Raw genomic sequence first — 24,739 nt, forward strand, 5'->3', positions numbered from 1 at the left:
CTGGTCCGCTCTCAGACGCGTTGCCTGGACAGGACCGCATCGGTTTTTCTCATGCCTCGAAGCCTGGCCAGGCCGACTGGAATCTGTCTCGAACCCCGGCCGAGCCGTCCTCAAGTGGATATCCGCCGAAGTACGACTCGCCAGTGGTGTGATCCGGTCCGGGCCTTGTGATCCCGGACCGGCGGAGGCGTACGTGTGCTCGGCAAACCACCGCGGTACAGCGTGGCCGCCCCACCGCGACGAACTTCCTGTGCAGCGTCGGCCTCAGCCTCGGCTTCGCCGAGCGCGGGCAGCGGTCAAGGCCAAAGCCGTGGGAAAGAAGTTGTTCTGAAGCGAGTTGGAGGAATTCCCATGTCGTCTCTGACCGAGGCGGTGCTGGCCGGTGCGGATCCGGAAGAACTGCAACGGGAGAAAGTCCCGGACGAATACCTTGCCGCGCACCTTCGCAAGGAAGATGTGGGCATCTTCGCGGGGGTCGAGGACAAGGACGTCCGGAAGTCGCTCCACGTGGGCATGGTGCCCATGCCGGAACTGGCCCCGGACGAGGTACTGGTGGCCGTGATGGCCAGTTCCGTCAACTACAACAGCGTCTGGTCGGCCATGTTCGAGCCGATCCCGACCTTCACCTTCCTGGAGCGCTTCGCCAGGGAGGGCGGCCACGCCGCCCGGCACGACCAGCCCTACCACGTCATCGGGTCCGACGCCGCCGGGGTCATCGTCCGCGTGGGCTCCGGCACCCGAAGGTGGCGGGTGGGCGACCACGTCGTCGTCAGCCCCATCCAGGCCGACGACCAGGAGCCGATGACCCACGCCGACGGCGTGCTCGGCGGCGGGCAGCGCGCCTGGGGCTTCGAGACCAACTTCGGCGGGCTGGCGCACTACACGGTGGTCCGGGCGAGCCAGCTCCTGCCCAAGCCGGCCCATCTGACCTGGGAGGAGGCAGCCGTCAACCTCCTGACCGCGGGGACCGCCTACCGGATGCTGATCAGCGACCGGGGGGCCCGGATCAAGCTCGGCGACGTGGTCCTTATCTGGGGAGCGGCCGGCGGCCTCGGCGCCTACGCGGTCCAACTGGTCAAGAACGCGGGTGGCATCCCGGTCGGCGTGGTCGGCTCGGAGGAGAAGGCAGAGCTGGTGCGGTCCCTCGGCTGCGACGTCGTGGTCAACCGCGCGGAGATCGGCCTGCACGGCAACAGCGCACCCGAGGACCCGATCACACTCGGCAAGCGGCTGGGCAGGATCATCCGCAAGGAGACCGGCGAGGATCCCCACGTGGTCTTCGATTTCGTCGGCGCGGCGACCTTCGGGATCTCGGTGTTCGTCGTCCGCCGCGGCGGCACGGTCGTCACCTGCGGATCGAGCACCGGCTATCAGCACCAGTACGACAACCGCTATCTGTGGATGAACCTGAAGCGCATCGTGGGCAGCCACGCCGCGAACCTTCAGGAGATGGCGGAGTGCAACCGGCTGTTCGGCCTCTCGAAACTCCTTCCGGCGCTGTCCGATCTCCATCCGCTCGAGGACAGTGGTGCGGCGGTACGCCTGGTGCAGCAGAACCGGCACGTCGGAAAGGTCGGAGTGCTCTGCATGGCCCCTCGCGAGGGACTGGGCGTCACCGATCCCGAACTCCGGACGAGGATCGGGGAGAAGCGGCTCAACCCGTTGCGGAATCCCGAGTCGCAGTCCGCCCGTACTGAAAGCCATGCCTGACCTGGAATCCGACATGCATCCGGAATCCCGCCCGAAGGAGACACTGCCCCCATGTCCTTCCAGTCCATAGGAATCCTGAGCACGGGTTCGTATCTTCCGAAGCAGGAGGTGAGCAACGCCGAGGTCGCCGAACGCGTCGGTGTGGAAACCGAGTGGATCGAGCGCAAGACACAGATCAGGAGCCGGCGCTACGCGGCACCCGACGAGGTGACGTCCGACATGGTCTCCCGCGCGGCGGCCGAGGCACTGGATCGCGCCGGCGTGCCGGCCGAGGACGTGGACTACCTGATCGTCTCCACCTCGACGCCGGACGCACCGCAGCCTCCGACGTCCTGCATCGTGCAGGACAACCTGGGCGCCACTCGTGCCGCCTGCTTCGACATCAACGCGGTGTGCAGCGGCTTCATCTACGCCCTCGCGCTCGCCCATGCCCTGGTCGCCCAGCGGCCGGAGAGCCGTGCCCTCGTGGTCGCCGCCGATCTGTACTCCCGGTCCCTGGACTTCTCCGACCGCCGCACGGCGGTGCTGTTCGGCGACGGTGCCGGGGCGGCGCTCGTCGGCCGGACGGAGGACGGGTACGGATTCGTCGACTTCGAACTCGCCAGCCGCGGTGATGCCCAGCGGCTCATCAGGGTGGACGCGGGCGGCACCCGGCTCCCGGCGTCCGCCGAGACCCTCGCCCGCGGTGACCACCTCGTCCGCATGGACGGGCGGGGTGTGCGGGAATTCGTGATGGAGAACTTTCCGCCCTTCGCCCAAGGCTTGGCCGAGAGGACGGGGATCCCGCTCAGCGAGGTGCGGCACTTCGTTCCGCACCAGCCCAACGGCGTGCTGCTCTCCCAACTCGCCGAGGCCGGCGGCCTGGCCCATGCGCACACCCACCGCACGCTGGAGCGCTACGGGAACGTCGGGAGCGCCTCGGTCGCGATCACCCTGGACGACGCCGCCCGCGCGGGACACCTGCGGCCCGGCGACCTGGTCATGCTGGGCGCCTTCGGCGGTGGCATGGCGATGGCGGCCGCCTATCTGCGCTGGGGGGCCGCCGCATGACACCCACGTCACACCACCAGGAAGGGGCAGGCGGAGTGGAACGGGTCGGAGTCGTCGGCTGCGGACTCATGGGCTCGGGCATCGCCGAACTGTCGGCGCTGGCCGGGTACGACGTGCGGGTGGCCGTCTCGTCGAGGAGCACGCCCGCGGCCGGGCGGAGCCGCGTCGCCGCCTCCCTCGACCGGGCGGTGCGCGCGGAGCGGATCGGCGCGGCCGAGCGCGATGAGGCCCTGGGCCGGATCTCCTTCACCAGCGACCTTCTCGACCTGGCCGACCGTCAGCTGGTGATCGAGTGCATCGCCGAGGACAAGGACGCCAAGGTGGAGCTGTTCGCCCTGCTCGACAAGACCGTGGAGGACCCGGAGGCGATCCTGGCCTCGAACACCTCCTCCCTGCCCATCACGACCATGGCGAGCGCGACCGGGCGGCCCGAGCAGGTCCTGGGGCTGCACTTCTTCAGCCCGGCGCAGCGCATGCCGCTCGTCGAGGTCATCTCCTCCCTGCACACGGCGGAGTCGGCGCTGGCCCGGGCCGAGGAGTTCGTGACCGTGGGCCTCGGCAAGCAGGCCATCCCGTCGACGGACCGCACCGGGTTCGTGGTGAACGCCCTCCTGGTGCCCTATCTGTTGGCCGCCGTGCGGATGGTCGAGTCGGGCTTCGCCTCCGCCGAGACCATCGACCGCGGCATGACGCTGGGCTGCTCCCACCCCATGGGCCCGCTCAAACTCGCCGACCTGATCGGTCTGGACGTCGTGCGCTCGGTGGCCGACGCCCTCTACGACGAGTTCAAGGAGACGCTCTACGCCCCGCCGCCGCTGCTGACGCGCATGGTCGAGAGCGGATTCCTCGGCAAGAAGACGGGGCGAGGGTTCTACCGCTACGGGTGACGCGAATCCATCGCTGATCGACGCGGCACGGGCATCCCCCGTGCCGCGGAAGGAGACGGTCCATGACGCAGGTCTTCACCCCCGAGACCTGGCTCACTCTCTACTGCCTGCCGCACGCCGGAGGCAGCGCACGGCCGTACGGCGGCCTGGGGACCGCGGTGCCACCGGGAGTGCGGGTGGTCCCGCTGGAACTGCCCGGCCACGGGACGCGGCTGCGCGAGCCCCTGCTGCGGGACATCGGACAGGTCGTGACCGAGGTGATCCGTCTGATGGGGGAGTACCAGGGCCGGCCCTTCGCCCTGTTCGGCCACAGTTTCGGCGCACTCGTCGCCTACGAGACCACGCGGCGTCTGCGGCAGTTGAGCACACCGCCCGAACTGCTGCTCGTCTCCGGGCGCAACACCCCCGTATGGCCGCTGTCCCACGAGCCCATCCACACGCTTCCGGACCCGTTGTTCACGGCCGGGCTGCGTCGGATGGGCGGCATCCCGCAGGCTCTGCTCGCGCATCCGTCGGTGCTCCAGGTGTACCTGCCGTCGCTCCGTGCCGACCTGGGAATGGTCGAGACCTATGCTCATACGCACAGTGAGCCGCTGGACGTGCCGATCGCCGCCTTCGCGGGACTCCGGGACCGGCTGACCGATCCGGCGGGCATGGAGGCATGGGCCGAGCTCACCGAACGGCACTTCGAACTGACGTTGCTGCGGAAGGGCCACTTCTTCCTCGACGAGCCGGAGTTCCGGGCGGCCTTGGCGGACCGGCTCGGCCGGCTCGGTCCACCGGCCGTTCTGGCGCCGACCGAGTCAGGCTCGACTGCGGGACCGCGGCACTGACGGAACCGGCCTGTGTATCAGGGGCGCGCACGCCCCTGATACACGGGCCGAAAGGTGTGCGCCACCTGTCGCCGGGAGCGGTGCCCGGTAGGCGGCGTTCGCGCCGCGGGGCGGCGGACGACGGGACTTCCCCCACTGGCCCTGGTCGGGCGATCCGGCCACGCTGCCGGTCGTCGCCGCAGAGTGCGGTGAGGCCGTGGCCGAAGCCGAGCGAGACGTCCCACCGGAAGACCGGCCGACCTGTGCAGCCACCCGCCGAGCGGGGCGCGTACGAACGTGGTGTGGAAACCTCGGTCGTCGAGCAGCCGCTCGGCCTCGGCGGGCACTTGGCCTCACTCGCCGGCGGCAACTGCGTTGTGTGCCCCAGGAGACACAGGAACGCCACACGTTCGCCGAAACGTGGCCAGCGGACGGCCCCGGTGGCCACGGTCAGCGTCAGGCGGCGTTCGTCCGGCTGGTCAGCCGGGCCGAGGTGTGGCTGTGGGATGCGCCGAAGCTACGGTGGTCGGCGAACTCCTCACCGGAGAGCACCGCCTGGTGCAGCCGCTTCAGCCGTTGCGAGGGCTCCAGGCCCAGCTCCTTCACCAAGGACGAGCGCAGACGCTGGTAGGCCTCCAGGGCCCGCCACGCGCCGCCGGACCGGTACAGGGCCGTCATGAGCTGCGCGCAGAATGTCTCCTGCATGGGGTGCCGGGCGGCCAGCACGGAGAGTTCCGGGACCAGTTCGCCATGGCGCCCGAGTCCGAGGTCCGCGTCGATCCGCCGCTCCAGGACGGTCATCCGCTTCTCCTCCAGTCGGACGACGTCCAGCTCCAGCACACGGCCCACCTTCACATCCATCAGCGCCGGCCCGCGCCAGAGCCCGAGGGCCTGGCTGAGGAGGCGGGATGCTGTGAGGTCGTCACCCGCCTCGAAGGCTCTGCCTCCCGAGGCGGCCAGCTTCTCGAATCCCTGTGCGTCCACCCGCTCGGGCCGGGCCCGCAGGAGATACCCACCGTGCAGCGTCACCAGTACGTCCTTCGCCTCCACCGCGTCGCACTCCAGAGCGGCGGAGAGCTTGCGGCGCAGCTGCAGGATGTACGTCTGCAGTGTCGTGGCGGCGCTGCGGGGCAGTTCCTCGCCCCAGATTTCCTCCATCAGAGTTGGCGCGGTGACGACGCGATCGGCCTGCAGTGCCAGGAGTGCCAGGACCTGGCGGGGCTTGGTAGCACTGGGGGCGAAGGACGACTGTCCGTAGGTGGCTGTGAACGGCCCCAGAACCGTAATTTCCGTCATCCGAGTCCTCTGCTGTCTTGCGGAACCCCCGCGCCTCGAAGACTGGCATGGCTGTGCCGTGGGGCCTAGTGATCCATTCACGAGTTTGCGTATGAATATGTCATGTCATGCCGCAACCGGCCGGGCGGTCGAGCTGCCTCGGGACCTGTGGCGTCCGGTTCATGACGGTCTGTCGTGCGGCAGCCCTGGGGGTTGCGACTGATCGCAAATCGGGCGTCATCCGACTATGCCAAAACTCTGCCCCCTTCACCAAGTGTTCATCAGAGTGAGATCTGGCCAAGAAAGATTTGATGGTCTTTTAGTTTTTAAGAATCTTGAACATGCAGGCCAGGTCCGCCATCATGGACCCATGAGACTCCCCACTCATCGCCCCCCTCGCTTCTGTACCGGAATTATCTCTGTGCGGCACATCACAGAATCAGGAAGTTGTATTCACTGCGGGGTGCCGAGCCGGTCGCCCGCGCCGCTCGCGCATGTGCCGCTGTCACGAGGGGAGTTGGGGCGCATATGACCCTGGTGACATGGAGCACGTTCAGGTCTGCCGGGCGGTTATCGACAGGCGCGGTGGGGCATGGATCTGATGCGGCCGAGCGGAATATCGGGGCATCGGCGCTCGGGATCTTCCGTGCCGGAAGCAGAGGGAGGAAGTCGAGAAGGAAGGTCGGAGCGCATCCTCGGCTTTCGTCTCTGCGATATTGCTGTGCTCTGATTCCTTCATTCACTCGCAAGAATCCACCCATCACCGACTGCTCTCGATGCCGCCGTCCCTGATCGACCGGAAATGGCATTCGTATGAGATGGGTGCGACATTCGGGCGGGCGGCGGTCGTCCTGACGGCCAGTCGGTTACGAAGGCGAGAACTCCCGTATCGCGCGGCACGTCCGTGGCATGGCAGGTACCGGACCGCGAGCGGCCGGCGCTCGTGCGGAGACGAAATGCGGGTGCTCCTCGGGGAGCGGTGGCCGGACGGACCGGATCGGGTGCCGCACCGTGACATCCCCGCGTACTGGCTGAGCCGGATCATCGCCGTCATCCCGCTGGGCCATCGCCCTCTTCCTGCTCGTCGGGCTCCGTGCGCAAGCCACGACGACCGGTCCGCCCCCGCTCCACTACGGCGTCCTCCGGACCCGTATGGCGGGGCCGTCGGCCACACCGCTGATCAGCTTGCGCGGAGTCGGGCTCGTCTGACCTCCGGTCGTCGCCGGTGCTCCGGGTATCGCCTGGGCCAAGGCGCCGTTGCTCGCGGCTGTCTCGTGCGCCGTGTACATGGCATCGCACGTCGAGCGGAACGAACCGGCCAGGACGACGGGGAAGCCGACCCATCGACGGGTCCCGACAGCGGCGCTCCCGTCAGGAGATCGCGGCGATTCCGGATACCTCGCGCATCTGCGGACTTCGCACGGTTGGGCGGCCGCTGCCGAAAGCAACGGGGCAGAGCAAGTGCACCGGCGTCGGGCCGGAGCGCACGGAACGAGACGAAAGTACACGATCATGCACACCAGAATCCTGCTCGCCGACGAGGTTCACATGGTCCGCGGGGCCCTGGCAGCCCTACTGGAGCTGGAAGCGGATCTGCTCGTTGTGGCCTCGGTGAGTCAGGGGAACGACGTCCTGCCCACCGCTCTTGAAACCCGGCCCGACGTAGCGGTGCTCGACATCGATCTCCCCGGCAAGGACGGGTTCACCGCGGCGGCGGAACTCCACCAGAAGCTCCCGAGCTGCCGCACCCTGATCCTCACCTCATTCGGGATCCCGGGCCTCCTGCGACGCGCGCTGTCCGCCCACGCGCGGGGGTTCCTCGTCAAGGACGCCCCGCCGGGTGAGCTCGCCAAGTCGGTGCGTGCGGTCGCCGCCGGCCAGCAGGCCATCGACCCCGAGCTGCTGTTGGACGCCTGGAACATCAAGGAGAATCCCCTCTCGGCCCGGGAGACGGAAGTCCTGAGACACGCCGCCCGGGGGGCCGACGTCGGCGAGATCGCCAACAGCCTGTGCCTGTCCGAAGGGACCGTGCGGAACTACCTGACCTCCGTCGTCTCCAAGCTCGGTGCACGCAATCGCATCGACGCGGTCCGGATCGCCTACGACCAGGGCTGGTTACCGTGAGCCGGGCGGCTGCGGAGGTCTCCGCGGCGGACACATCGGCCGGTGCGCCGACCGCGGTGTCCGCCGCGCCGTGTATCTGCGGATCTCCTCATGCCGCGCGGACCGGCTGTCCGGCGACGAGCGGGTGGTCGCGCTCGATCAGCCCCAGCTGGCCGGCGCCGCCGGGGGAGCCGAGCTCGTCGAAGAACTCGACGTTCGCCTTGTAGTAGTCCTTCCACTCCTCCGGAGTGTCGTCCTCGTAGAAGATCGCCTCGACCGGGCAGACCGGTTCACAGGCACCGCAGTCGACGCATTCGTCCGGGTGGATGTAGAGGGACCGCTGTCCCTCGTAGATGCAGTCGACCGGGCATTCCTCGATGCACGCCTTGTCCTTGACGTCGACACAAGGCTGGGCGATGACGTAGGTCACGAGTGCTTTCCTCTGTTCATGGCGCTGTCTGCGGCGGTTGTCGTTGTCGGGCTCAGCCTCGGACTGTCCAGCTGTCGGTGCCGGCCAGCAGGGCAGCCAGGTCGCCCGGGCCCCGCTCGGCCACGGCGCCGGCGGTCTGCCGGTTCATGAGCTGGTCGTAGGCGGGGCGCCGGACACTGCGCAGGACGCCGATGGGGGTGGGGTGCCTGAGCCGGGAGAGGGTGAAGGCAGCGGTGGGATCGGGATCCTCGACGTCGTGGACGATCTCCTCGGCGTCCGGGGCGAGCCGGTAGGGCCTGCCGTGTTCCAGACGCAGCAGGGCGTCGTCGCGGGTGGCGGGGTTCTTGAGAGTGTCGAAGGCGCCGTCGTTGAAGATGTTGCAGTTCTGGTAGATCTCGACCAGGGCCGTGCCCTGGTGGGCGGCGGCCTGACGCAGGACGTCCGTCAGATGCCCCCGGTCGGAGTCGATGGTGCGGGCGACGAAGGATGCCTCCGCACCGATGGCCAGTGAGAGCGGGCGGAACGGTTCGTCCAGGGAGCCCATCGGGGTCGACCTGGTGATCTTGCCCCGCTCGCTGGTGGGCGAGTACTGGCCCTTGGTGAGGCCGTAGATCTCGTTGTTGAACAGCAGGATCTTGAGGTTGACGTTGCGGCGCAGGGCGTGGATGAGGTGGTTGCCGCCGATGGACAGCGCGTCGCCGTCGCCGGTGACCACCCACACCGACAGGTCGGGGCGGGCACAGGCCAAGCCGGTGGCGATGGCCGGGGCGCGGCCGTGGACGGAGTGCATGCCGTACGTGTTCATGTAGTACGGGAAGCGGGAGGAGCAGCCGATACCCGAGACGAAGACGATGTTCTCGCGCGCGATGCCCAGCTCCGGCATGAAGCCCTGGACCGCGGCGAGGATCGCGTAGTCGCCGCAGCCGGGGCACCAGCGCACCTCCTGGTCGGACTTGAAGTCCTTCGGGGTGAGCGCGATGTCAGTGGGCACCGGTGGCCTCCGTGTTCTTGGCGTTCTCCTCGATCACGGCGGCCAGCTGTGCGGCCTTGAACGGCATGCCGGAGACCTGGGTGTGGGAGCGGACGTCCACCAGGAACCGCGCGCGCAGCAGCAGCGCGAGCTGACCGAGGTTCATCTCCGGGACCAGGACGCGGTCGTAGCGGCGGAGCGCCGCGCCGAGATTGGCGGGGAAGGGGTTGAGGTGCCGCAGATGCGCGGTCGCGACCCTGCCGCCGGCGGCGCGCACCTCGGACACCGCGGCGGCGATCGGGCCGTACGTCGAGCCCCAGCCCAGCACCAGCAGCCGGGCGTCCCCCGACGGGTCGTCCACCTCCAGGTCCGGTACGGCGATGCCGTCCACCTTGGCCTGGCGCAGCCGCACCATGTGGTCGTGGTTGGCGGGGTCGTAGGAGATGTTGCCCGTGCCGTCCTGCTTCTCGATGCCGCCGATGCGGTGTTCAAGGCCCGGTGTGCCCGGCACCGCCCAGGGGCGTGCCAGGGTCTCGGGGTCGCGCTGGTACGGCCAGAAGGAGCCGTCGGGCCGGTTCGGAGCGGTGGCGAACTCCACGCGCAGGTCCGGCAGTTCGGCCACGTCGGGGATGCGCCAGGGCTCGGAGCCGTTGGCCAGGTAGCCGTCGGACAGCAGGAACACCGGAGTGCGGTAGGTCAGGGCGATGCGGGCCGCGTCCAGAGCGGCCGTGAAGCAGTCGGCCGGGGTGGCCGGGGCGAGCACCGGGACCGGGGCCTCGCCGTTGCGGCCGAACATCGCCTGGAGCAGGTCGGCCTGCTCGGTCTTGGTGGGCAGTCCGGTGGACGGTCCGCCGCGTTGGATGTCGACCACCAAAAGCGGGAGTTCCAGGGAGACCGCGAGGCCGATGGTCTCCGACTTCAGGGCCACGCCCGGACCGGATGTGGTGGTCACGCCCAGCGCGCCGCCGAAGGCCGCCCCCAGGGCCGCGCCGATGCCGGCGATCTCGTCCTCGGCCTGGAAGGTGCGCACCCCGAAGTTCTTGTGCTTGCTCAGCTCGTGCAGGATGTCGCTGGCCGGGGTGATCGGGTACGAGCCCAGGAACAGCGGCAGGCTCGCGCGTTCGGCGGCCGCCACCAGCCCCAGGGACAGGGCCAGGTTTCCGGAGATGTTGCGATGGCGGCCCGGTGCGAAGGCGCGCTCGGCCGGCGCCACCTCGTAGGAGACGGCGAACGACTCGGTGGTCTCGCCGTAGTTCCATCCCGCCCGGAAGGCGGTCACGTTGGCCTCGGCAAGCTCCGGCCGCCGGGCGAACTTGGTGCGCAGGAACCTTTCGGTGCCCTCGGTGGGCCGGTGGTACATCCAGGACAACAGGCCCAGCGCGAACATGTTCTTCGCCCGCTCCGCGTCCTTGCGGGTGAGCCCCGAGTCCTTCAGCGCCTCCGCGGTCAGCGTGGTGAGCGCCACCGGATGCACCCGGTACGCCTCCAGCGTGCCGTCGTCCAGCGGGCTGGCGGACCAGCCCACCTTGGCCAGGGCGCGCCGGGAGAACTCGTCCGTGTTGACGATGATCTCCGCGCCGCGCGGCAGGTCCGCCAGGTTCGCCCTGAGCGCGGCCGGATTCATCGCCACCAGGATGTCCGGCGCGTCACCGGGAGTGAGGATGTCGTGGTCGGCGAAGTGCAGTTGGAAGGACGACACCCCGGGCAGCGTGCCGGCGGGCGCCCGGATCTCGGCCGGGAAGTTCGGAAGCGTCGACAGGTCGTTGCCGAAGCCCGCCGTCTCCGCCGTGAACCGGTCGCCCGTCAGCTGCATCCCGTCGCCCGAGTCGCCGGCGAACCGGATCACGACCCGGTCGAGCTGCTTCACCGTGGGCGGTGTACTCATCCGCCCACCACCTTCACGGTCACCTGCTCGGCGGCAGGGTCGGCGGCCTCGTCCGGCGGCATCTGCTCGGCGAGCTTGAACGCCTCTTCGATCAGCGTCTCGACGATCTTCGACTCGGGAACGGTCCTGATGACCTCGCCCTTGACGAAGATCTGGCCCTTGCCGTTGCCGGAGGCCACACCGAGGTCGGCCTCGCGGGCCTCACCGGGGCCGTTGACGACACAGCCCATGACGGCGACGCGCAACGGCACTTCCATGCCGTCCAGGCCGGCCGAGACCTCGTCGGCCAGCTTGTACACGTCGACCTGGGCACGCCCACAGGAAGGGCAGGAGACGATCTCCAGGCGCCGCTGCCTGAGGCCCAGGGACTCCAGGATCTGGATGCCGACCTTGACCTCCTCGGCGGGCGGGGCACTCAGCGACACGCGGATGGTGTCGCCGATGCCCTCGCTGAGCAGCGCGCCGAACGCGACCGCCGACTTGATCGTGCCCTGGAACGCCGGGCCCGCCTCCGTGACCCCGAGGTGCAGGGGGTAGTCGCACTTCTCCGCAAGCAGCCGGTAGGCGTTGACCATCACCACCGGGTCGTTGTGCTTGACGGAGATCTTGATGTCCCGGAAGTCGTGCTCCTCGAACAGGGACGCCTCCCACAGCGCCGATTCGGCCAGGGCCTCCGGGGTGGCCTTTCCGTACTTCTGCAGCAGCCGTTTGTCCAGGGAACCGGCGTTGACGCCGATGCGGATCGGGGTGCCGTGATCCTTGGCGGCGCGCGCGATCTCCTTGACCTGGTCGTCGAACTGCTTGATGTTGCCCGGGTTGACGCGGACCGCCGCGCAGCCGGCCTCGATCGCGGCGAACACGTACTTCGGCTGGAAGTGGATGTCCGCGATCACCGGGATCTGCGACTTCCTGGCGATCGTGGCCAGGGCGTCCGCGTCGTCCTGTGTCGGGCAGGCCACCCGCACGATCTGGCAGCCGGACGCGGTCAGTTCGGCGATCTGCTGCAGCGTGGCACCGATGTCCGACGTACGGGTGGTGGTCATGGACTGCACGGACACCGGGGCGTCCCCGCCCACCGGCACGGGTCCTACGTTGATTTGACGGCTGGCACGCCGTTGGGCCAGCCTCGGCGGCACCGTCGGCACTCCGAGTGCGACAGTCATGACAATTCCTCCTTGAAGTTCTCAGCGTCCGCCGAGGGCCAGAGAGGGAGTGGCCTCCTGCCGGGCCCGGCCCTGTCCGGAAGGCAGGGATTCCAGCAGCGCGTGGGTGAGGTGACGGGCTGTGAGGCCGCTTGCCTGCAGCACGTCGGACCGTGAGCCATGGTTCAGGAAGTGCTGCGGGACACCGAAGGTACGGACCGGCAGCGTCGCTTCGACCTCGCTCAGCGCCTGGGCGACACGCGCCCCGACGCCGCCGACCCGGCCGTTGTCCTCGACCGTGGCGACCAGCTGGTGGTCGAGGGCGAGCCCTATCAGTTCGGGTGCGACCGGCTTGATCCAGCGGGGGTCCACGACCGTGACGCCGACGCCCTGCGCGGCCAGCCGCTCGGCCACGTCCAGGCAGGTGGTGGCCATGGCGCCGACGGAGACCAGGAGGACGTCCGGCCGCTCGCCGCTGCGCAGGATGTCGATTCCGGCGAAGGCGTCGACGGCGGGAATGTCCTCGACGCTGGCGCCCTTGGGGTAACGCAGGGCGGTGGGACCCTCGTGGCAGGCGACGGCCTCCCTGAGCGAGCGGCGCAGGGTGGCGGCGTCCCGTGGTGCGGCCAGGCGCAGGCCGGGCACCAGGTTCAGCAGCGACAGGTCCCACATGCCGTTGTGCGACGGGCCGTCGTCGCCGGTCACGCCCGCCCGGTCCAGGACGAACGTCACCGGCGCGCGGTGCAGGGCCACGTCCAGCAGGAGCTGGTCGAAGGCACGGTTGAGGAAGGTGGCGTACAGCGCGACGACCGGATGCATGCCGCCCAGGGCCAGTCCCGCGGCCGCGGTAACGGCGTGCTGCTCGGCGATGCCCACGTCGATGATGCGCTCCGGGTAGCGGCGCGCGAACTCGCTCAGCCCCGTCGGGTCGAGCATGGCGGCGGTGATGGCGACCACGTCCGGCCGGTCGGCTGCGAGGTCCACCAGCTCCCGACCGAACACCGACGTCCACGAAGCCGCGCCGGACGCCTTCTTCGCGGAAGCGGCGCGCACGGCGTGGAATCGGTCCGTCTCGTCCTGCTCGGCCTGGAGATGACCGCGGCCCTTCTCCGTGACGCAGTGCACCACCACGGGGTGGCGCAGGCCGGCCGCCTTGCGCAGCGCGGCCTCCACGGCCTCCAAGTCGTGGCCGTCGACCGGGCCGAGGTAGGCCAGCCCCAGGCTCTCGAAGAGGGCCTGCGGGGCGTCGGGGCCGCGCAGCACTGCCAGGTGCTCGGCAATGGCGCCGACCGTGGGGGCGTAGGAGCGGCCGTTGTCGTTGAGCACCACGACCACCGGGCGCTCGGGGGCGGACGCGATGTTGTTGAGAGCCTCCCAGGCCATGCCCCCGGTCAGCGCGCCGTCGCCCACGACGGCCACCACGGCGCGGTCGGTCACCCCGCGGATGGCGTGGGCGCGGGCCAGCCCGTCCGCCCACGACAGGGCCGTCGAGGCGTGCGAGTTCTCGATGACATCGTGTTCGGACTCGGCGCGGCAGGGATACCCCGACAGCCCGTCTGTCTGACGGAGCGTGGCGAGGTCCTCGGTGCGGCCGGTGAGGATCTTGTGAACATAGGCCTGGTGGCCGGTGTCCCACAGGATCCGGTCGCGGGGAGAGTCGAAGACCCGGTGAAGGGCGATCGACAGCTCGACGACCCCGAGATTGGGACCGAGGTGACCGCCGGTGGCGGTGCAGGTGTCCACGAGCAGCCGCCGGATCTGCGGCGCCAGGTCGCGGGCCTGCTGCGGGGACAGGGCCCGTACGTCCTCCGGCCCGCGGATCTCCTCCAGGCAGGGCATTGCGGAACCCTCTTTCTCCTGTGACGGATTCATCGCGCCCCACCGGGTGATGACAGGGCCTCTCCGGCCAGCGGTGTCTGCGGCACCCGGCCGGTGGCCGGGTCGGCCAGGCGTCCGGGCATGGAGAACACGACGTCCTCGGCGATGCCCTGCTGAAGCTCGACGCCGTCGAAACCGAGCGCGGCGAGCCTGGCGACGAGCCCGTCCACCAGGATTTCCGGGGCACTGGCACCCGAGCTGATGCCGATGGTCGAGACTCCCTCCAGCCACGCAGGTTCGAGATGGCCCTCGTCGGGCACGAGATGCGCCGCGGCCCCGTGTTCCCGTGCCACCTCGACCATGCGCAGCGAGTTGCTGGAGTTGAGCGAGCCGACGACGAGGACCAGGTCGTTGCGGCGTGCCAGGTCCTTGACGGCGTTCTGCCGGTTCTGGCTCGCGTAGCAGATGTCGTCGTCGTTCGGGGTGATCAGGTCCGTGAAGCGGGCGCGCAGCGCCTCGACGACCTTCGCGGTCTCGTCGAACGACAGGGTGGTCTGGGTGAGAACCGCCACCGGGGTGTCGTCGGGCAGACCGAGACGCCGTACGTCCTCCTCGGTCTCGATGACGACGACGCGGTCGGGTGCCTCGCCGAGGACGCCCTCGACCTCCTCGTGTCCCTCGTGCCCGACCAGGAGGATGGTCCGGCCGTCGCGGGCGAAGCGCACCGCCTCCTGGTGCACCTTGGAGACCAGTGGGCAGGTGGCGTCGATGACTTCGAGCTGCCGTTCGGCGGCGGAGGACCGCACACCGGGAGAGACGCCGTGCGCGGAGAACACACAGACCGCGCCCTGCGGGACCTCGTCCTCGCTGTCGACGAAGACCGCGCCGCGCTTCTTGAGTTCCGAGACGATGTAGTGGTTGTGCACGATCTCCTTGCGCACGTACACCGGCGCTCCGTGCAGGTCCAGTGCCCGCTCGACGATGCCGATGGCGCGCCGCACGCCCGCGCAGAAGCCGCGCGGCTGGGCCAGGACGACGTTGCTCCCCGTCATATGGCGTCACCCCCGGTCGGTGCCGGTACGGCGGACGCCACAGGATGCGGGGTACGCGCGGACAGCTTCAAGCGCAAGCGGCGCGGGTGGTAGACGGTGGCCAGCGGAACCGGGCGGATGTCCATGTCCGGCTCAGGGGTGACCCGCCAGCGGCCGAGGATCGTGGCGAGCCCCAGCGTGGCCTCGGTGCGCGCGTACAGGTCGCCGATGCACTTGCGGGCGCCGGTGCCGAACGGCATGAACGCCTGGCGGGCCGACGGCGAGACCCGGTCCGGCAGCCAGCGGTCCGGGTCGAACTTCGCGGGGTTGTCGAAGGCGTCGTCGTACTGGGCCACCGCCGCGGGGCTGAAGACCACGGTCGTGCCCGCGGGCAGCTGCCGGCCCGCCAGTTCGGTCTCGGAGGCGGTGAGCCGGGTGAACAGCCAGGCCGGCGGGTGCAGTCGGAGCGCTTCGGAGATGATCCGGTCCGCCAGGGAGAGGTTCGGCAGGTCGTCCCACTCCGGGGCGCGGCCGTCGAGGACGGTGTCGATCTCCTCGTACAGCGCGGCCTCGATCTCCGGGTGCTGGGAGAGCAGGTAGAACACCCAGGTGAGGGTGCCGGCGACGGTCTCGGTGCCGGCCGCCATCACGGTGATGACCTGGTCGTGGATCTCCCTGTCGTCGAGCCGGCCGCCGTCGTCGTCGCGGGAGGCCAGCAGCGCGGCGAGCAGGTCGTCGTGCTCGACGCCGTCGTTGCGGTAGTCCTTGATCAGCTCCTGGGTGGTCTCGTGGAGGAACTCGAGGTTGCTCTGGTAGCGGCGGTTGGACGGCAGGGGCAGACGGCGGATCACACCGGGCAGGAACATCTGGCGGAACAGCCCGTTGAGTACGACGTCGAAGGACCGTTCCACCTTCGCCGTCAGCTCCGGGCTGACCGGGGTGGAGTACAGGGTGCGGCCGACCGTGCGCAGGGCCATGCCGTACATCTCCTGGAAGGCGTCGACGACCATGCCGTCGTGCCAGCGCGACGCCGTGTCCTCGATCTCGGCGTGCATGGCCGCCGCGTAGCGCTTGAGCTGGCCACGGGTGAACGCCGACTGCATCAGCCGGCGTTGGCGGCGGTGGTCGGCGAACGGGCAGGTGACCAGCCCGTTCCCGGCGATGTCGCGGGCGCGGTCGTAGAAGACGCCGCCCTTGTCGAAGATGCGGTCGTTGGTCAGCACATACCGCAGGAGGTCGGGGTGGGTCGGGACGTAGGCCGTCGTGGGACCGATCCTGATCTGGACCAGGTCGCCGTGGGCCGACAGCGACGTCATGAAGTTCACGGGGTTGCGCATCATCTGCAGGGCGTGTCCCACGATGGGGACGGCCCCGGGCGCCGCTCCCGCGACGAAGGTCGTCTGCTCGGACATTCTTTTCTCAACTTCCCGTCGGTACGGAGCTGTTGATGGATGGGGCCGTTCCCACGGCCACACACAGGTGCTAGCGGGCGGAGCTGCCGAGTTCCTCCAGGTAGCCCTGGGAGCTGGCGGCGAGCGCGAACTCGGCGTCGTAGCGGCCCGAGGAGCGGTGCCAGTAGTAGGAACCGCTGATCACCGGGCGTACCGCGTCCGTGCGGTACCGCTCCAGCGCCTCGCGTTCACCCGCGTCGAGCTGGTAGATCTCGCTGACCTTCGGCAGGCAGGACTCCAGCAGCAGGAACTGTTCGAGCCGGGCGTGCACCTCGTCCTGGATGTGGGAGATGCTGCGGTCCCTGGACCAGCCGTGCTCGCGGCCCAGAATCATGACCATGTTGTTCAGCTCGCCGCGGGCCTCCTCCTTGTCCAGGGAGGCGACGTCGTTGAGCATCAGGTTGACGTCGACTGCGATCTGGAGCATCGCGGACAGCACCGCGCTGTCGAAGACCCGGTGCGGCACCTCGAAGCGGCCGGCACGCTCGGCGAGGTCCACCGTCGGCTGCACGCCGATGGTGTGCCGCCGCATGGCGAGGTAATGCGCGGCGGAGTCGTACGGCGTGTTCAGGAACCGGCTCTCCGCCTCGTCGACGTAGCCCTCGAAGTAGTTGCGCCAGTGCCGGGCGGTGCGCAGGCACCAGGCCGGTGTCATGCCCTCGCACTCGCGCTGCCAGATGTCGGCGAATCCGTGGGCGATCGGGGGCGCCGAGGGCGGGAGAGGCCCGTCCAGTGCGGCCGCCACCGCGTCGGTGAGGTGCCTGGTCTCCTCGGGGCTCTCGCCGCGCGGCCCGTCGAAGAGGTCGTCGAAGAGGAAGAACCACGACATCAGGTCGACGCCCAGGTCCAGGTCGGCGCCGGTGGCGTGCGGGTAGAAACGGGAGGCCAGATCGGCGTAGCCGCCGCGCAGATGACGCTCGGCCGCCGCATCGGACTTGATCAGACCGAGCGAGCGCGGCCACGCCAGCTGCTCGGCCTCGGCCCGGGTGTGATCAGGGCTCTGCCGTCCAGGCAGCGGTATGTGGAAGTCGACATCCTGTGGCATGGGGGATCCTTGAAGTGGGAGCAGAGGGCATGGTGGTGCTTTGAAAGTGGGGGGAGAGAAACGGACAAGGGCAGTCGGGCCCGGTCCGGCTTCAGACCTCGCGGTCGACGACGAAGCGCCCGAGCGCGAGAAGTTCCTCGCACGCACCGGCGTCCAGCTCGACACCGCGCAGGGCATCCTCGGCGAGCGCCATCCGCCGCGCCGCCTCGGCCATGGCCCAGTCGCGGCCGCCGGCGTCCGCGATCAGTTCGGCCGCGCGCCGCAGTTCCTCCTCGCCGGGTTCGCCGGCAGCGGAGAGCCAGGCTGACAGCTCGACGCTGAGCTTGCCGCCCTGATTGAGCGCGTAGCTGACCGGCAGGGACTTCTTGCGGGCGCGCAGATCGGAGTGGACCGACTTGCCGGTGACGGCCGGATCACCCCAGATGCCGAGGACGTCGTCGACGAGCTGGAAGGCCAGGCCCACCTGGTCACCGTAGAGCGCCAGCGCGTCCACGGTGGCCTCCGGAGCCCCGGCGAGTACGGCGCCGATCGCGGCGCTCGCCGACAGCAACGCCCCGGTCTTGCCCGCGGCCATGTCGACACAGTCCTCGATCGCCACGTGCGGCCGCTGCTCGAAGGACAGGTCCTGCACCTGGCCGCGGATCAGATGCCGGGTGGTCTGCGCCAGCAGCCGTGCCGCGGGCGCCGCCGTGGGCAGCCCGGAGTCCAGCAGAACCTCCTGGGCGAGCGCCAGCATCGCGTCACCGGTCAGGATCGCGCTGGAGGCACCCCACAGCTTCCACACCGTGCGCCGGTGGCGGCGCTCCTCGTCGCCGTCCATCAGATCGTCGTGCACCAGGGAGAAGTTGTGCACGAGCTCGACGGCGACGGCTCCGGGCAGGGCGACCTCCGGCGGTGCGCCGACCGCCTCGGCCGACAGCAGCGCGAGCGCCGGCCGTACGGCCTTGCCGGCGTCGGCGCTGGTGGGCGCGCCGCCGGCGGTGATCCAGCCGAAGTGGTAGGCCGCCTGATGACGTGAACGGTGGTCGAGCCGGTCGACGGCCGCGCGCAGCGCCGGGGTGATCGTGCCCCGGCTGTGGCTGAGGCAGGCGGGAGCGGTGCTCATGCGGCGACCTCCGCGCGCCAGGGGCCGGTCGGGTCGTCGAAGATGCTGACGACCTGGCGCATGATGCGCCGTTCGGCCGGGTCGAATGCCTGCTTGGCGTGGACGGTGCCGAGCTGGTCCCACATGACGATGTCCCCGGGCTGCCAGGTGTGGGCGTAGGTGTACTGGGGCTTGCCCGCGTGCGACAGCAGTTCGTCGAGCAGCTTGCGGCTGTCGTCGGGAGCGAGGTCCACGATCCGCTTGGTGTTCAGCGTGCTGATGTAGACCGACTGGCGGCCCGTGCGCGGATTGCGGGCGATCAGCGGGTGGATGGTGGAGGTGCCGTCCTCGGGCTGGATCTGCGCGGTGCCCTCGCCGAGGGACACCTCGCGCTGGAGCTCCTCCTCGATGGTCTCCTCGTACCCGGTGCGCAGGGCGTGGCGGACCCGGTAGGAGTGCAGACGCCTGCGCTCCTCGGGCGACAGCGACTCGTACAGGGCGTACATGTCGGTGAAGAGGGTCTCCCCGCCGCCGGAGGACGGCACTTCCACGGCCTCCAGGAAGCCGACCTGGGAGACGCGGGGGCGGAAGGAGTAGTCGGTGTGCCAGCCCATCCACTCGGCGTCGCCGACGCCGATCTTGCGGCCGTCCTCCACCAGGTTGGAGACGATCAGGATCTCGTTGTGGTCGGGGTGGGCGCCGCTGGTCAGACCGGTCTTCGGGATGTACCCGAAGCGGCGGCCAAAAGCCAGGAAATCCTCGTAGGAGGGGGTCTCGTGGCCGCGGAAGACGAGGACGAGATGCGCGTCGAGCGCCGCCCAGATCTCCTCGAACTGGGTCTTGTCCATGTCTCCGGTGACGTGGGCGCCGTTCACGACGGCGCCGAGAGCGGCGCCGGGTATCGGCGTTACGTCCATGGGCGTTGCCGCCTTTCGCAGAGGGGATGGGATGGTCAGCGCAGGTCGAGGCCGGCGAGGTCGCCCGCCTCGCGCCAGCGCCTGAGGATGTTCACGAACTCCACCGAGCCGCCGCCGTAGCTGGAGTTGAGCTGGGGCAGTCCGCTCGGGTCGCCCTCGTTGTTGTAGAGGCCGGGCGTGCAGTTCTCGAGGAAGTCGAGGTCGTTGCTGGCGAGCCGGAGGATCTCCTCGACCCATTCCTTCTCGCCGGCCCCGGAGGCCTCCACGACCTGGTGGCCGCGCTCCTCGACGCAACTGACGATGTGCGCGAGGTGCCGGGTCTGCTCGCCCAGCATGTAGGCGATGTTGACGTGCCGGCCGGCCTGGACCTTGGACAGGATGAAGCAGTTGGGGAAGCCGTTCACCTGGAGTCCGTGCAGGGTGTGCGCCCCGTCCGCCCACTTCTCCGACAGCTTCAAGCCGTCGCGGCCCACGATGTCGTAGCCGGCGCGGTCGGTGTACGGGACGGAGAACTCGTGCTCGTAGCCGGTGGCGAAGATCAGGCAGTCGACCGGGTACTCCTGGCCGTTGGCGACCACCCCGGCCGGGGTGAGCCGCTCCACGCCCTGTCCCTGGGTGTCGACCAGGGTCACGTTGGGCCGGTTGAAGGTCTGGAGGTAGCCGTCGTGGAAGCAGGGCCGCTTGCAGTAGACGCGGTAGTACGGCTTGAGGGCGGCGGCGGTCGCGGGGTCGGTGACGACGCTGTCGATGCGGGCGCGCAGCTCCTCCATCTTGAGGAAGTCCGCCCGCTCGGCCGCGAGAGCCCGCTCCTTCGGGTCGCCGTCGGTGTCGCCGGTGGGCAGGATCGCGGCGGCCAGCTTGGCCGTGGTCTGGGTCCAGCGGTCCTGGACCAGGTCCTCGTCCTGCGGGATGCCGGAGGTCAGCGCGTGGAAGTTCTCCATCCGGCGCTGCTGCCAGCCCGGTTCGAGGCTGTCCGCCCAGTCGGTCGAAGTGGGCCGGTTGCCGCGGACGTCGACCGCGGCCGGGGTGCGCTGGAAGAGGACGAGCTGCTCGGCCCATTCGGCGAGGTGCGGGGCGAGCTGGATGGTCGTCGAGCCGGTGCCGATGACGCCGACCTTCTTGTCCTTCAGCTTGGTCAGGCCGCCGGTGCTGTCGCCGCCGGTGTAGTCGAAGTCCCAGCGGCTGGTGTGGAAGGAGTGCCCGGCGAACGTCTCCAGGCCCGGCAGCGCTGGGAGTTTGGGGCGGTGCATCAGGCCGATCGACATGGCCACGTACCGGGCCCGGATCAGATCGCCGCGGTCGGTGCTCACCAGCCACTTCCCGGCGGCCTCGTCCCAGCGCAGCTCGGTGACGGTGGTCTGGAAAAGGGCGTCGCGGTAGAGGTCGTACCTGTGGGCGATCTGCTGGAGGTGGGCGAAGATCTCGGGCCCGGTGGAGTACTTCTCGGTGGGTATCGTGCCGGTCTCTTCGAGCAGCGGCATGTAGATGTAGCTCTCGACGTCGCACCGGACGCCGGGGAAGCGGTTCCAGTACCAGGTGCCGCCGACGTCGCCGGCCTCGTCGATCAGCCGGATACGCTCCAGGCCGGTCTCCTTGCGCAGATGGGCGCCGGTCAGCAGGCCGCCGATGCCGGCACCGACGACGGCGACGTCCACCTCGTCGGTGAGCGGCTCGCGCTCCTGCCACTCGGTGTAGGGGTCTCGCGCGTAGCGGCTGAAGTCACCGCGCGCGAACTGGTAGGTGCGACCGACGCTGCGCTTGTCGCGTTCCTGCCGGTATTTCTCCCTCACCGCTTCCAGGTCGATGGTCAGTGTTTCATCGGTACGGTCGTCGCTTTCGGCGCGGGCCACAGCTCCTCCTCGGGGGAAGGGGGCGGAAGGGAAAGATGACGCCATACGTCGTCGAACTGATCGCGCAGCCGCAGCGGGGCGTCGGAGTTGCTGAAGAGATAGAAGCGGTCGGAGCCGAGGGCCTCCCACACGAGTCCGGCGACGTCCTCGGCGCTCACCGAGGTGTCACCGCCCGCGCCGCGCGGGGCCGTCAGGCCCTGGACCATGGGGGTGTCGACCCGGCCGGGGCACAGCACCGACACCCGGACCCCGGTGCCCCGCAGATCGGCACGGAGACTGCGGGCGACCGCGAGGTCGGCGTGCTTGGAGGCGGCGTAGGCGGCGCTGCCGGCGCCGACGACGAAGGCGGACATCGAGGCGGTGTGGATCAGATGGGCGGGCCGGCCGCGCTCCAGGAGCCGGGGGACGAAGGCTCGGGCCACCAGGACGTGCGCCCAGTGGTTCACCTCGAAGACCTGCCGCATCCGCTCCAGCGGCACCTCCCACAGGGGCTGTCCCACGGGGCCGAGGACCCCGGCGTTGTTGCACACGACGTCGATGTCGCCGAGCACGTCGAACGCCGTGTCCGCGAGACGTTCGACGGCGTCCGGGTCGGTCAGGTCGGCGGTCACGGCGGTGACCTGAGCGCCCTGTGCGGTGAGTTCGGCGGCCCGGCGGTGCAGTGCGTCGCCTTCGACGTCCGCCATGACCACGCCGGCGCCGGCCCGTGCGAAGCGGGCGCTGAGGGCGAGACCGATGCCGCTGGCCGCGCCGGTGACCACGGCTGTCCTTGTCTGTAAGTGCACTTGGCTGTCTCCGCTTCTGCGCGCGGGTACGCCGAAGGACGGCGCGCCGTTGCCAAGGAGAAGGTCTGGATCAGAGCGCGCCGTTCGAGGGGCGCCGGTGTCATCTGGGGTCGGGGAGCCTCAGGCTGATCACGAGAACGATCACCGAGAAACACACCAACAAGGCGAGAACGAGCACGGCCGCCGACACCGTCGACAGCGAACCGGCCAGGGAGACATACAGGGTTCCGCCGATGGTCGCGCCCAGCGCGGTCGCCATCTGCTGGCTGGTCACCAGCACACCGCTGCCCATGCCGGCCTGTGCGGAGGGCACGTCGGCGAGGATCATCCGGAACAGCGTCGGGCCGATCAGCGCCGCGCCCGCTCCGAAGGAGCCGATCCCGACGAGCACGAGCGCCAGGGAGGGATGCGGCCAGCCCAGCCAGAGCACCAGCGCCAGCAGCAGAAGGCTAGCGCCCTGGACGACGGTGCCCAGGGTGACGATCCGGCCGCCCAGGGCCGCCGCGATCCTCGGGGTGAACTGCGCCACCACGAAGAACGCCACGGCGAACGGCGACATCACCGCGCCGGAGACGAGCCCGTCGAAGCCGAAGTGACCCTGCGCGATCAGCGCGTAGACGAACAGGAAGGCGCCGAAACAGGTCGAGAACGGCACCATCGCCGCCAGCCCTCTGCGCATCCCCGGGTGGGACAGCACCGACGGGGACAGCAGCGGTGAGCCGCCCCGCGCCTCCAGCCCGCGTTCGACCCGCGCCAGCGCCAGTGCCCCCACGGCGGCGAGCGCGAGAAACGACCACAGCCACAGTGGCCAGCCCAGGTCGGGGCCCGCCACGACCACGGCCAGCACACAGGCCATGGTGACACCGAACAACAGGGTGCCCAGCGGGTCGAAGCCCGGCTTCGTGTCGGCCCTGGTCGCGGGGACACGCCGGACGGCCAGCAGCGCGGCCACTCCGATCGGCACATTGATCACGAAGACCATGCGCCATCCGATCCCGGCGATGTCCAGCGAGACCAGCAGCCCGCCCAGGATCTGCCCGATGACCATGCCGACGCCCGCGGTCGCGCCGTACATGCCGATCGCACGGGCGCGCGCCTGGCCCACGGTGACCGCCTGGATCGTCGCCAGCACCTGCGGTACGAGCATGGCGGCGGCGGCGCCCTGCAGCAGCCGGGACACGACGAGGAACTCGATGGTCGGGGCGAGTCCGCACAGCGCCGAGGTGACGGTGAACGCCGCGAGCCCATAGGCGTACAGCCGCCGTCTGCCGAAGGCGTCGCCCAGCTGTCCGCCCAGCACCAGGCCGAGCGCGTAGGTGAGACCGTAGCCGGACACCACCAGCTCCAGTGCGGCGGGGCCGCCGTGGAGGTCGTCATCGATCGAGCTCAGCGCCACATTGACGATGGAGGCGTCCACGATGGACAGGACGTATCCGGTGAGCACCACCATGAGGGCGATGCCACTGAGCCCCGCGGTGGCCGGTTCCGTGCCGGCCGAGGGCTCGGGTGTCGCGGTGGGCTCCTGCAAAGGGGGGAGGCCCTCGCGTTTCGTCATGCGCTGCCTACCAGGCGTTTGTGGGGGGACGGTTGGCGCGGGTGCGGAGGGAACGTCACTCGGTGGTGGCGGGGGTGCCGGAGAGCTTCGCGACGAGTCCCTTGGAGGGGTCCTTCGCGGAGTCCGCCCAGGGGGTCAGAGCATTGAACCCGCGGTGTGAGGAGGCGGGCTGGATGCGGGTGTCCATCGACATCCGCATGCCGGCCGGGTTCACCGAGACGTTCGGGATGGACTTGTGACACATGAAGGCGTGGAAGATGATCACGTCGCCCGGTTCCATGGGCGAGAACAGCAGCTGCTCGTCCGCGCCGAACTCCTCCGCCGGGATACCGCGCATGGGGTGGCCGAAGCGGCGGTGGTTCTCGGTGGCGACGTGCTCGCGCGGGCCCTTCTTGTGGCTGCCGTCGGCGACGGCGACGCCGCCTATGCCGCGGGTCGTCGGGAGCAGTGGTATCCAGGCGGTGCGGAAGTCCTTGTTCGGGCCGATGTAGTAGCCGTCCTGGTGCAGCGGCGTCAGGAAGCTCGGGTCCGCGGAACCCGCGGCGGAGGGGTAGTAGCGGATCGTCGTCGACTTGAAGACGAAGACGGGCTCGCCGAAGACCTTCTCCCAGACCTTGAGGGCCGAGGGGTGGTTCCACAGGTCGTCGTACTTGACGTAGTCGTGCATCGCCACCTCGTCGACCGCCTCGAAGGACTCGATATCGAGGGTGTCGAGCGTGGTGCCGGGGGCGGCGTGGCCGAGTGCGATCAGGCCCTCGAGCATCTGCTCGGCGGCGGTCCGCACGAGTTCACGGTCCAGGGCGCCGCGCAGATAGACGTAGCCGTGCTCGTCGTAGAACCGGTTGAGGGCCTCACGGTCGTCGAGGAGGGGCGTGCAGTCGACGTAGTCGCTGAAGGTTTCCGTCATGATTCCTTGTCCTCGTGACGTCTGTGCGTGGG

20 protein-coding genes are annotated in these 24,739 nt (G+C 69.6%); 5 read left to right on the plus strand and 15 right to left on the minus strand.

Going from position 1 to position 24,739, the window contains the following annotated elements; all coding sequences use genetic code 11:
- Positions 1 to 351 precede the first annotated feature (351 nt).
- The 4 genes from ccrA (at position 352) to FNH08_RS07385 (ending at position 4,480) form a co-directional block, all read left to right on the plus strand.
- Complete coding sequence (ccrA, locus tag FNH08_RS07370) at positions 352 to 1,710, plus strand: crotonyl-CoA carboxylase/reductase (RefSeq protein WP_152770452.1); 1,359 nt, start codon at positions 352 to 354, stop codon at positions 1,708 to 1,710.
- A 51-nt stretch (positions 1,711 to 1,761) separates the two neighbouring features.
- Positions 1,762 to 2,760, plus strand: a complete 999-nt coding sequence (locus FNH08_RS07375) for a 3-oxoacyl-ACP synthase III family protein (protein WP_152770454.1) — start codon at positions 1,762 to 1,764, stop codon at positions 2,758 to 2,760.
- Positions 2,757 to 3,647, plus strand: a complete 891-nt coding sequence (locus tag FNH08_RS07380; RefSeq protein WP_152770456.1) for a 3-hydroxybutyryl-CoA dehydrogenase — start codon at positions 2,757 to 2,759, stop codon at positions 3,645 to 3,647. The genes FNH08_RS07375 and FNH08_RS07380 overlap by 4 nt, the downstream gene beginning before the upstream one ends.
- Before the next feature lie 62 nt (positions 3,648 to 3,709).
- Positions 3,710 to 4,480 carry a thioesterase II family protein gene (locus FNH08_RS07385; protein WP_152770457.1) on the plus strand — a complete coding sequence of 257 codons (771 nt, stop codon included), beginning with the start codon at positions 3,710 to 3,712 and terminating at the stop codon, positions 4,478 to 4,480.
- Between the two features lie 435 nt (positions 4,481 to 4,915).
- On the opposite strand, the gene FNH08_RS07390 is transcribed toward FNH08_RS07385, so the two are convergent.
- The gene (locus FNH08_RS07390; protein ID WP_152770459.1) at positions 4,916 to 5,755 is read right to left on the minus strand and encodes an AfsR/SARP family transcriptional regulator; all 840 of its coding nucleotides are present in this window, start codon (positions 5,753 to 5,755) and stop codon (positions 4,916 to 4,918) included.
- 1,491 nt (positions 5,756 to 7,246) lie between these two features.
- Here FNH08_RS07390 and FNH08_RS07395 point away from each other — a divergent pair.
- On the plus strand, positions 7,247 to 7,858 hold the full coding sequence (locus FNH08_RS07395; protein ID WP_152770461.1) for a response regulator transcription factor: 612 nt from the start codon (positions 7,247 to 7,249) through the stop codon (positions 7,856 to 7,858).
- An 88-nt stretch (positions 7,859 to 7,946) separates the two neighbouring features.
- Here FNH08_RS07395 and fdxA read toward each other — a convergent pair whose 3' ends face one another.
- From fdxA to ptlH, 14 genes are all read right to left on the minus strand, one after another.
- Positions 7,947 to 8,267 carry a ferredoxin gene (fdxA, locus tag FNH08_RS07400; RefSeq protein ID WP_322723935.1) on the minus strand — a complete coding sequence of 107 codons (321 nt, stop codon included), beginning with the start codon at positions 8,265 to 8,267 and terminating at the stop codon, positions 7,947 to 7,949.
- Between the two features lie 52 nt (positions 8,268 to 8,319).
- Entirely contained in the window at positions 8,320 to 9,258 is a 939-nt protein-coding gene (locus FNH08_RS07405; RefSeq protein ID WP_322723936.1) for a 2-oxoacid:ferredoxin oxidoreductase subunit beta, read from the minus strand.
- Entirely contained in the window at positions 9,248 to 11,122 is a 1,875-nt protein-coding gene (locus FNH08_RS07410; protein WP_152770464.1) for a 2-oxoacid:acceptor oxidoreductase subunit alpha, read from the minus strand. The genes FNH08_RS07405 and FNH08_RS07410 overlap by 11 nt, the downstream gene beginning before the upstream one ends.
- A complete protein-coding gene (ispG, locus tag FNH08_RS07415) occupies positions 11,119 to 12,285 on the minus strand; it encodes a flavodoxin-dependent (E)-4-hydroxy-3-methylbut-2-enyl-diphosphate synthase (protein ID WP_228033958.1) in 1,167 nt (388 codons plus the stop codon). The genes FNH08_RS07410 and ispG overlap by 4 nt, the downstream gene beginning before the upstream one ends.
- A gap of 21 nt (positions 12,286 to 12,306) precedes the next feature.
- On the minus strand, positions 12,307 to 14,103 hold the full coding sequence (locus FNH08_RS07420; RefSeq protein ID WP_152770465.1) for a 1-deoxy-D-xylulose-5-phosphate synthase: 1,797 nt from the start codon (positions 14,101 to 14,103) through the stop codon (positions 12,307 to 12,309).
- A 29-nt stretch (positions 14,104 to 14,132) separates the two neighbouring features.
- Positions 14,133 to 15,134, minus strand: coding sequence for a 4-hydroxy-3-methylbut-2-enyl diphosphate reductase (locus FNH08_RS07425; protein WP_152770466.1), 1,002 nt, complete (start codon positions 15,132 to 15,134; stop codon positions 14,133 to 14,135).
- Positions 15,131 to 16,525 carry a pentalenene oxygenase gene (ptlI, locus tag FNH08_RS07430; protein ID WP_152770468.1) on the minus strand — a complete coding sequence of 465 codons (1,395 nt, stop codon included), beginning with the start codon at positions 16,523 to 16,525 and terminating at the stop codon, positions 15,131 to 15,133. Before ptlI ends, FNH08_RS07425 begins: the two co-directional genes overlap by 4 nt.
- Before the next feature lie 70 nt (positions 16,526 to 16,595).
- Complete coding sequence (ptlA, locus tag FNH08_RS07435; protein WP_152770470.1) at positions 16,596 to 17,609, minus strand: pentalenene synthase; 1,014 nt, start codon at positions 17,607 to 17,609, stop codon at positions 16,596 to 16,598.
- A 91-nt stretch (positions 17,610 to 17,700) separates the two neighbouring features.
- Positions 17,701 to 18,714, minus strand: a complete 1,014-nt coding sequence (locus FNH08_RS07440) for a polyprenyl synthetase family protein (RefSeq protein WP_152770472.1) — start codon at positions 18,712 to 18,714, stop codon at positions 17,701 to 17,703.
- A complete protein-coding gene (gene ptlD / locus FNH08_RS07445) occupies positions 18,711 to 19,610 on the minus strand; it encodes a neopentalenolactone/pentalenolactone F synthase (RefSeq protein ID WP_152770474.1) in 900 nt (299 codons plus the stop codon). Before ptlD ends, FNH08_RS07440 begins: the two co-directional genes overlap by 4 nt.
- 35 nt (positions 19,611 to 19,645) lie before the next feature.
- Positions 19,646 to 21,400, minus strand: coding sequence for a neopentalenolactone/pentalenolactone D synthase (gene ptlE / locus FNH08_RS07450; RefSeq protein WP_407704340.1), 1,755 nt, complete (start codon positions 21,398 to 21,400; stop codon positions 19,646 to 19,648).
- Positions 21,401 to 21,417: 17 nt separating this feature from the next.
- Positions 21,418 to 22,245 carry a 1-deoxy-11-beta-hydroxypentalenate dehydrogenase gene (ptlF, locus tag FNH08_RS07455; RefSeq protein WP_322723939.1) on the minus strand — a complete coding sequence of 276 codons (828 nt, stop codon included), beginning with the start codon at positions 22,243 to 22,245 and terminating at the stop codon, positions 21,418 to 21,420.
- Positions 22,246 to 22,345: 100 nt separating this feature from the next.
- Positions 22,346 to 23,800: an MFS transporter gene (locus FNH08_RS07460; RefSeq protein ID WP_152770475.1), complete on the minus strand. Its 1,455-nt coding sequence runs from the start codon at positions 23,798 to 23,800 to the stop codon at positions 22,346 to 22,348.
- 55 nt (positions 23,801 to 23,855) lie between these two features.
- Positions 23,856 to 24,707: a 1-deoxypentalenic acid 11-beta-hydroxylase gene (gene ptlH / locus FNH08_RS07465; RefSeq protein ID WP_152770477.1), complete on the minus strand. Its 852-nt coding sequence runs from the start codon at positions 24,705 to 24,707 to the stop codon at positions 23,856 to 23,858.
- Between the last annotated feature and the right edge of the window lie 32 nt (positions 24,708 to 24,739).

This window comes from Streptomyces spongiae (assembly GCF_009377185.1).
Classification (GTDB): Bacteria; Actinomycetota; Actinomycetes; order Streptomycetales; family Streptomycetaceae; genus Streptomyces; species Streptomyces spongiae.

What these genes read in the sequence shown, in the direction of transcription:
- ccrA (WP_152770452.1), top strand. Translation starts at nt 352, where the DNA reads ATGTCGTCTCTGACCGAGGCGGTGCTGGCCGGTGCGGATCCGGAAGAA.
- FNH08_RS07375 (WP_152770454.1), top strand. Translation starts at nt 1,762, where the DNA reads ATGTCCTTCCAGTCCATAGGAATCCTGAGCACGGGTTCGTATCTTCCG.
- FNH08_RS07380 (WP_152770456.1), top strand. Translation starts at nt 2,757, where the DNA reads ATGACACCCACGTCACACCACCAGGAAGGGGCAGGCGGAGTGGAACGG.
- FNH08_RS07385 (WP_152770457.1), top strand. Translation starts at nt 3,710, where the DNA reads ATGACGCAGGTCTTCACCCCCGAGACCTGGCTCACTCTCTACTGCCTG.
- FNH08_RS07390 (WP_152770459.1), bottom strand. Translation starts at nt 5,755, where the DNA reads ATGACGGAAATTACGGTTCTGGGGCCGTTCACAGCCACCTACGGACAG.
- FNH08_RS07395 (WP_152770461.1), top strand. Translation starts at nt 7,247, where the DNA reads ATGCACACCAGAATCCTGCTCGCCGACGAGGTTCACATGGTCCGCGGG.
- FNH08_RS07410 (WP_152770464.1), bottom strand. Translation starts at nt 11,122, where the DNA reads ATGAGTACACCGCCCACGGTGAAGCAGCTCGACCGGGTCGTGATCCGG.
- ispG (WP_228033958.1), bottom strand. Translation starts at nt 12,285, where the DNA reads ATGACTGTCGCACTCGGAGTGCCGACGGTGCCGCCGAGGCTGGCCCAA.
- FNH08_RS07420 (WP_152770465.1), bottom strand. Translation starts at nt 14,103, where the DNA reads ATGCCCTGCCTGGAGGAGATCCGCGGGCCGGAGGACGTACGGGCCCTG.
- FNH08_RS07425 (WP_152770466.1), bottom strand. Translation starts at nt 15,134, where the DNA reads ATGACGGGGAGCAACGTCGTCCTGGCCCAGCCGCGCGGCTTCTGCGCG.
- ptlI (WP_152770468.1), bottom strand. Translation starts at nt 16,525, where the DNA reads ATGTCCGAGCAGACGACCTTCGTCGCGGGAGCGGCGCCCGGGGCCGTC.
- ptlA (WP_152770470.1), bottom strand. Translation starts at nt 17,609, where the DNA reads ATGCCACAGGATGTCGACTTCCACATACCGCTGCCTGGACGGCAGAGC.
- FNH08_RS07440 (WP_152770472.1), bottom strand. Translation starts at nt 18,714, where the DNA reads ATGAGCACCGCTCCCGCCTGCCTCAGCCACAGCCGGGGCACGATCACC.
- ptlD (WP_152770474.1), bottom strand. Translation starts at nt 19,610, where the DNA reads ATGGACGTAACGCCGATACCCGGCGCCGCTCTCGGCGCCGTCGTGAAC.
- FNH08_RS07460 (WP_152770475.1), bottom strand. Translation starts at nt 23,800, where the DNA reads ATGACGAAACGCGAGGGCCTCCCCCCTTTGCAGGAGCCCACCGCGACA.
- ptlH (WP_152770477.1), bottom strand. Translation starts at nt 24,707, where the DNA reads ATGACGGAAACCTTCAGCGACTACGTCGACTGCACGCCCCTCCTCGAC.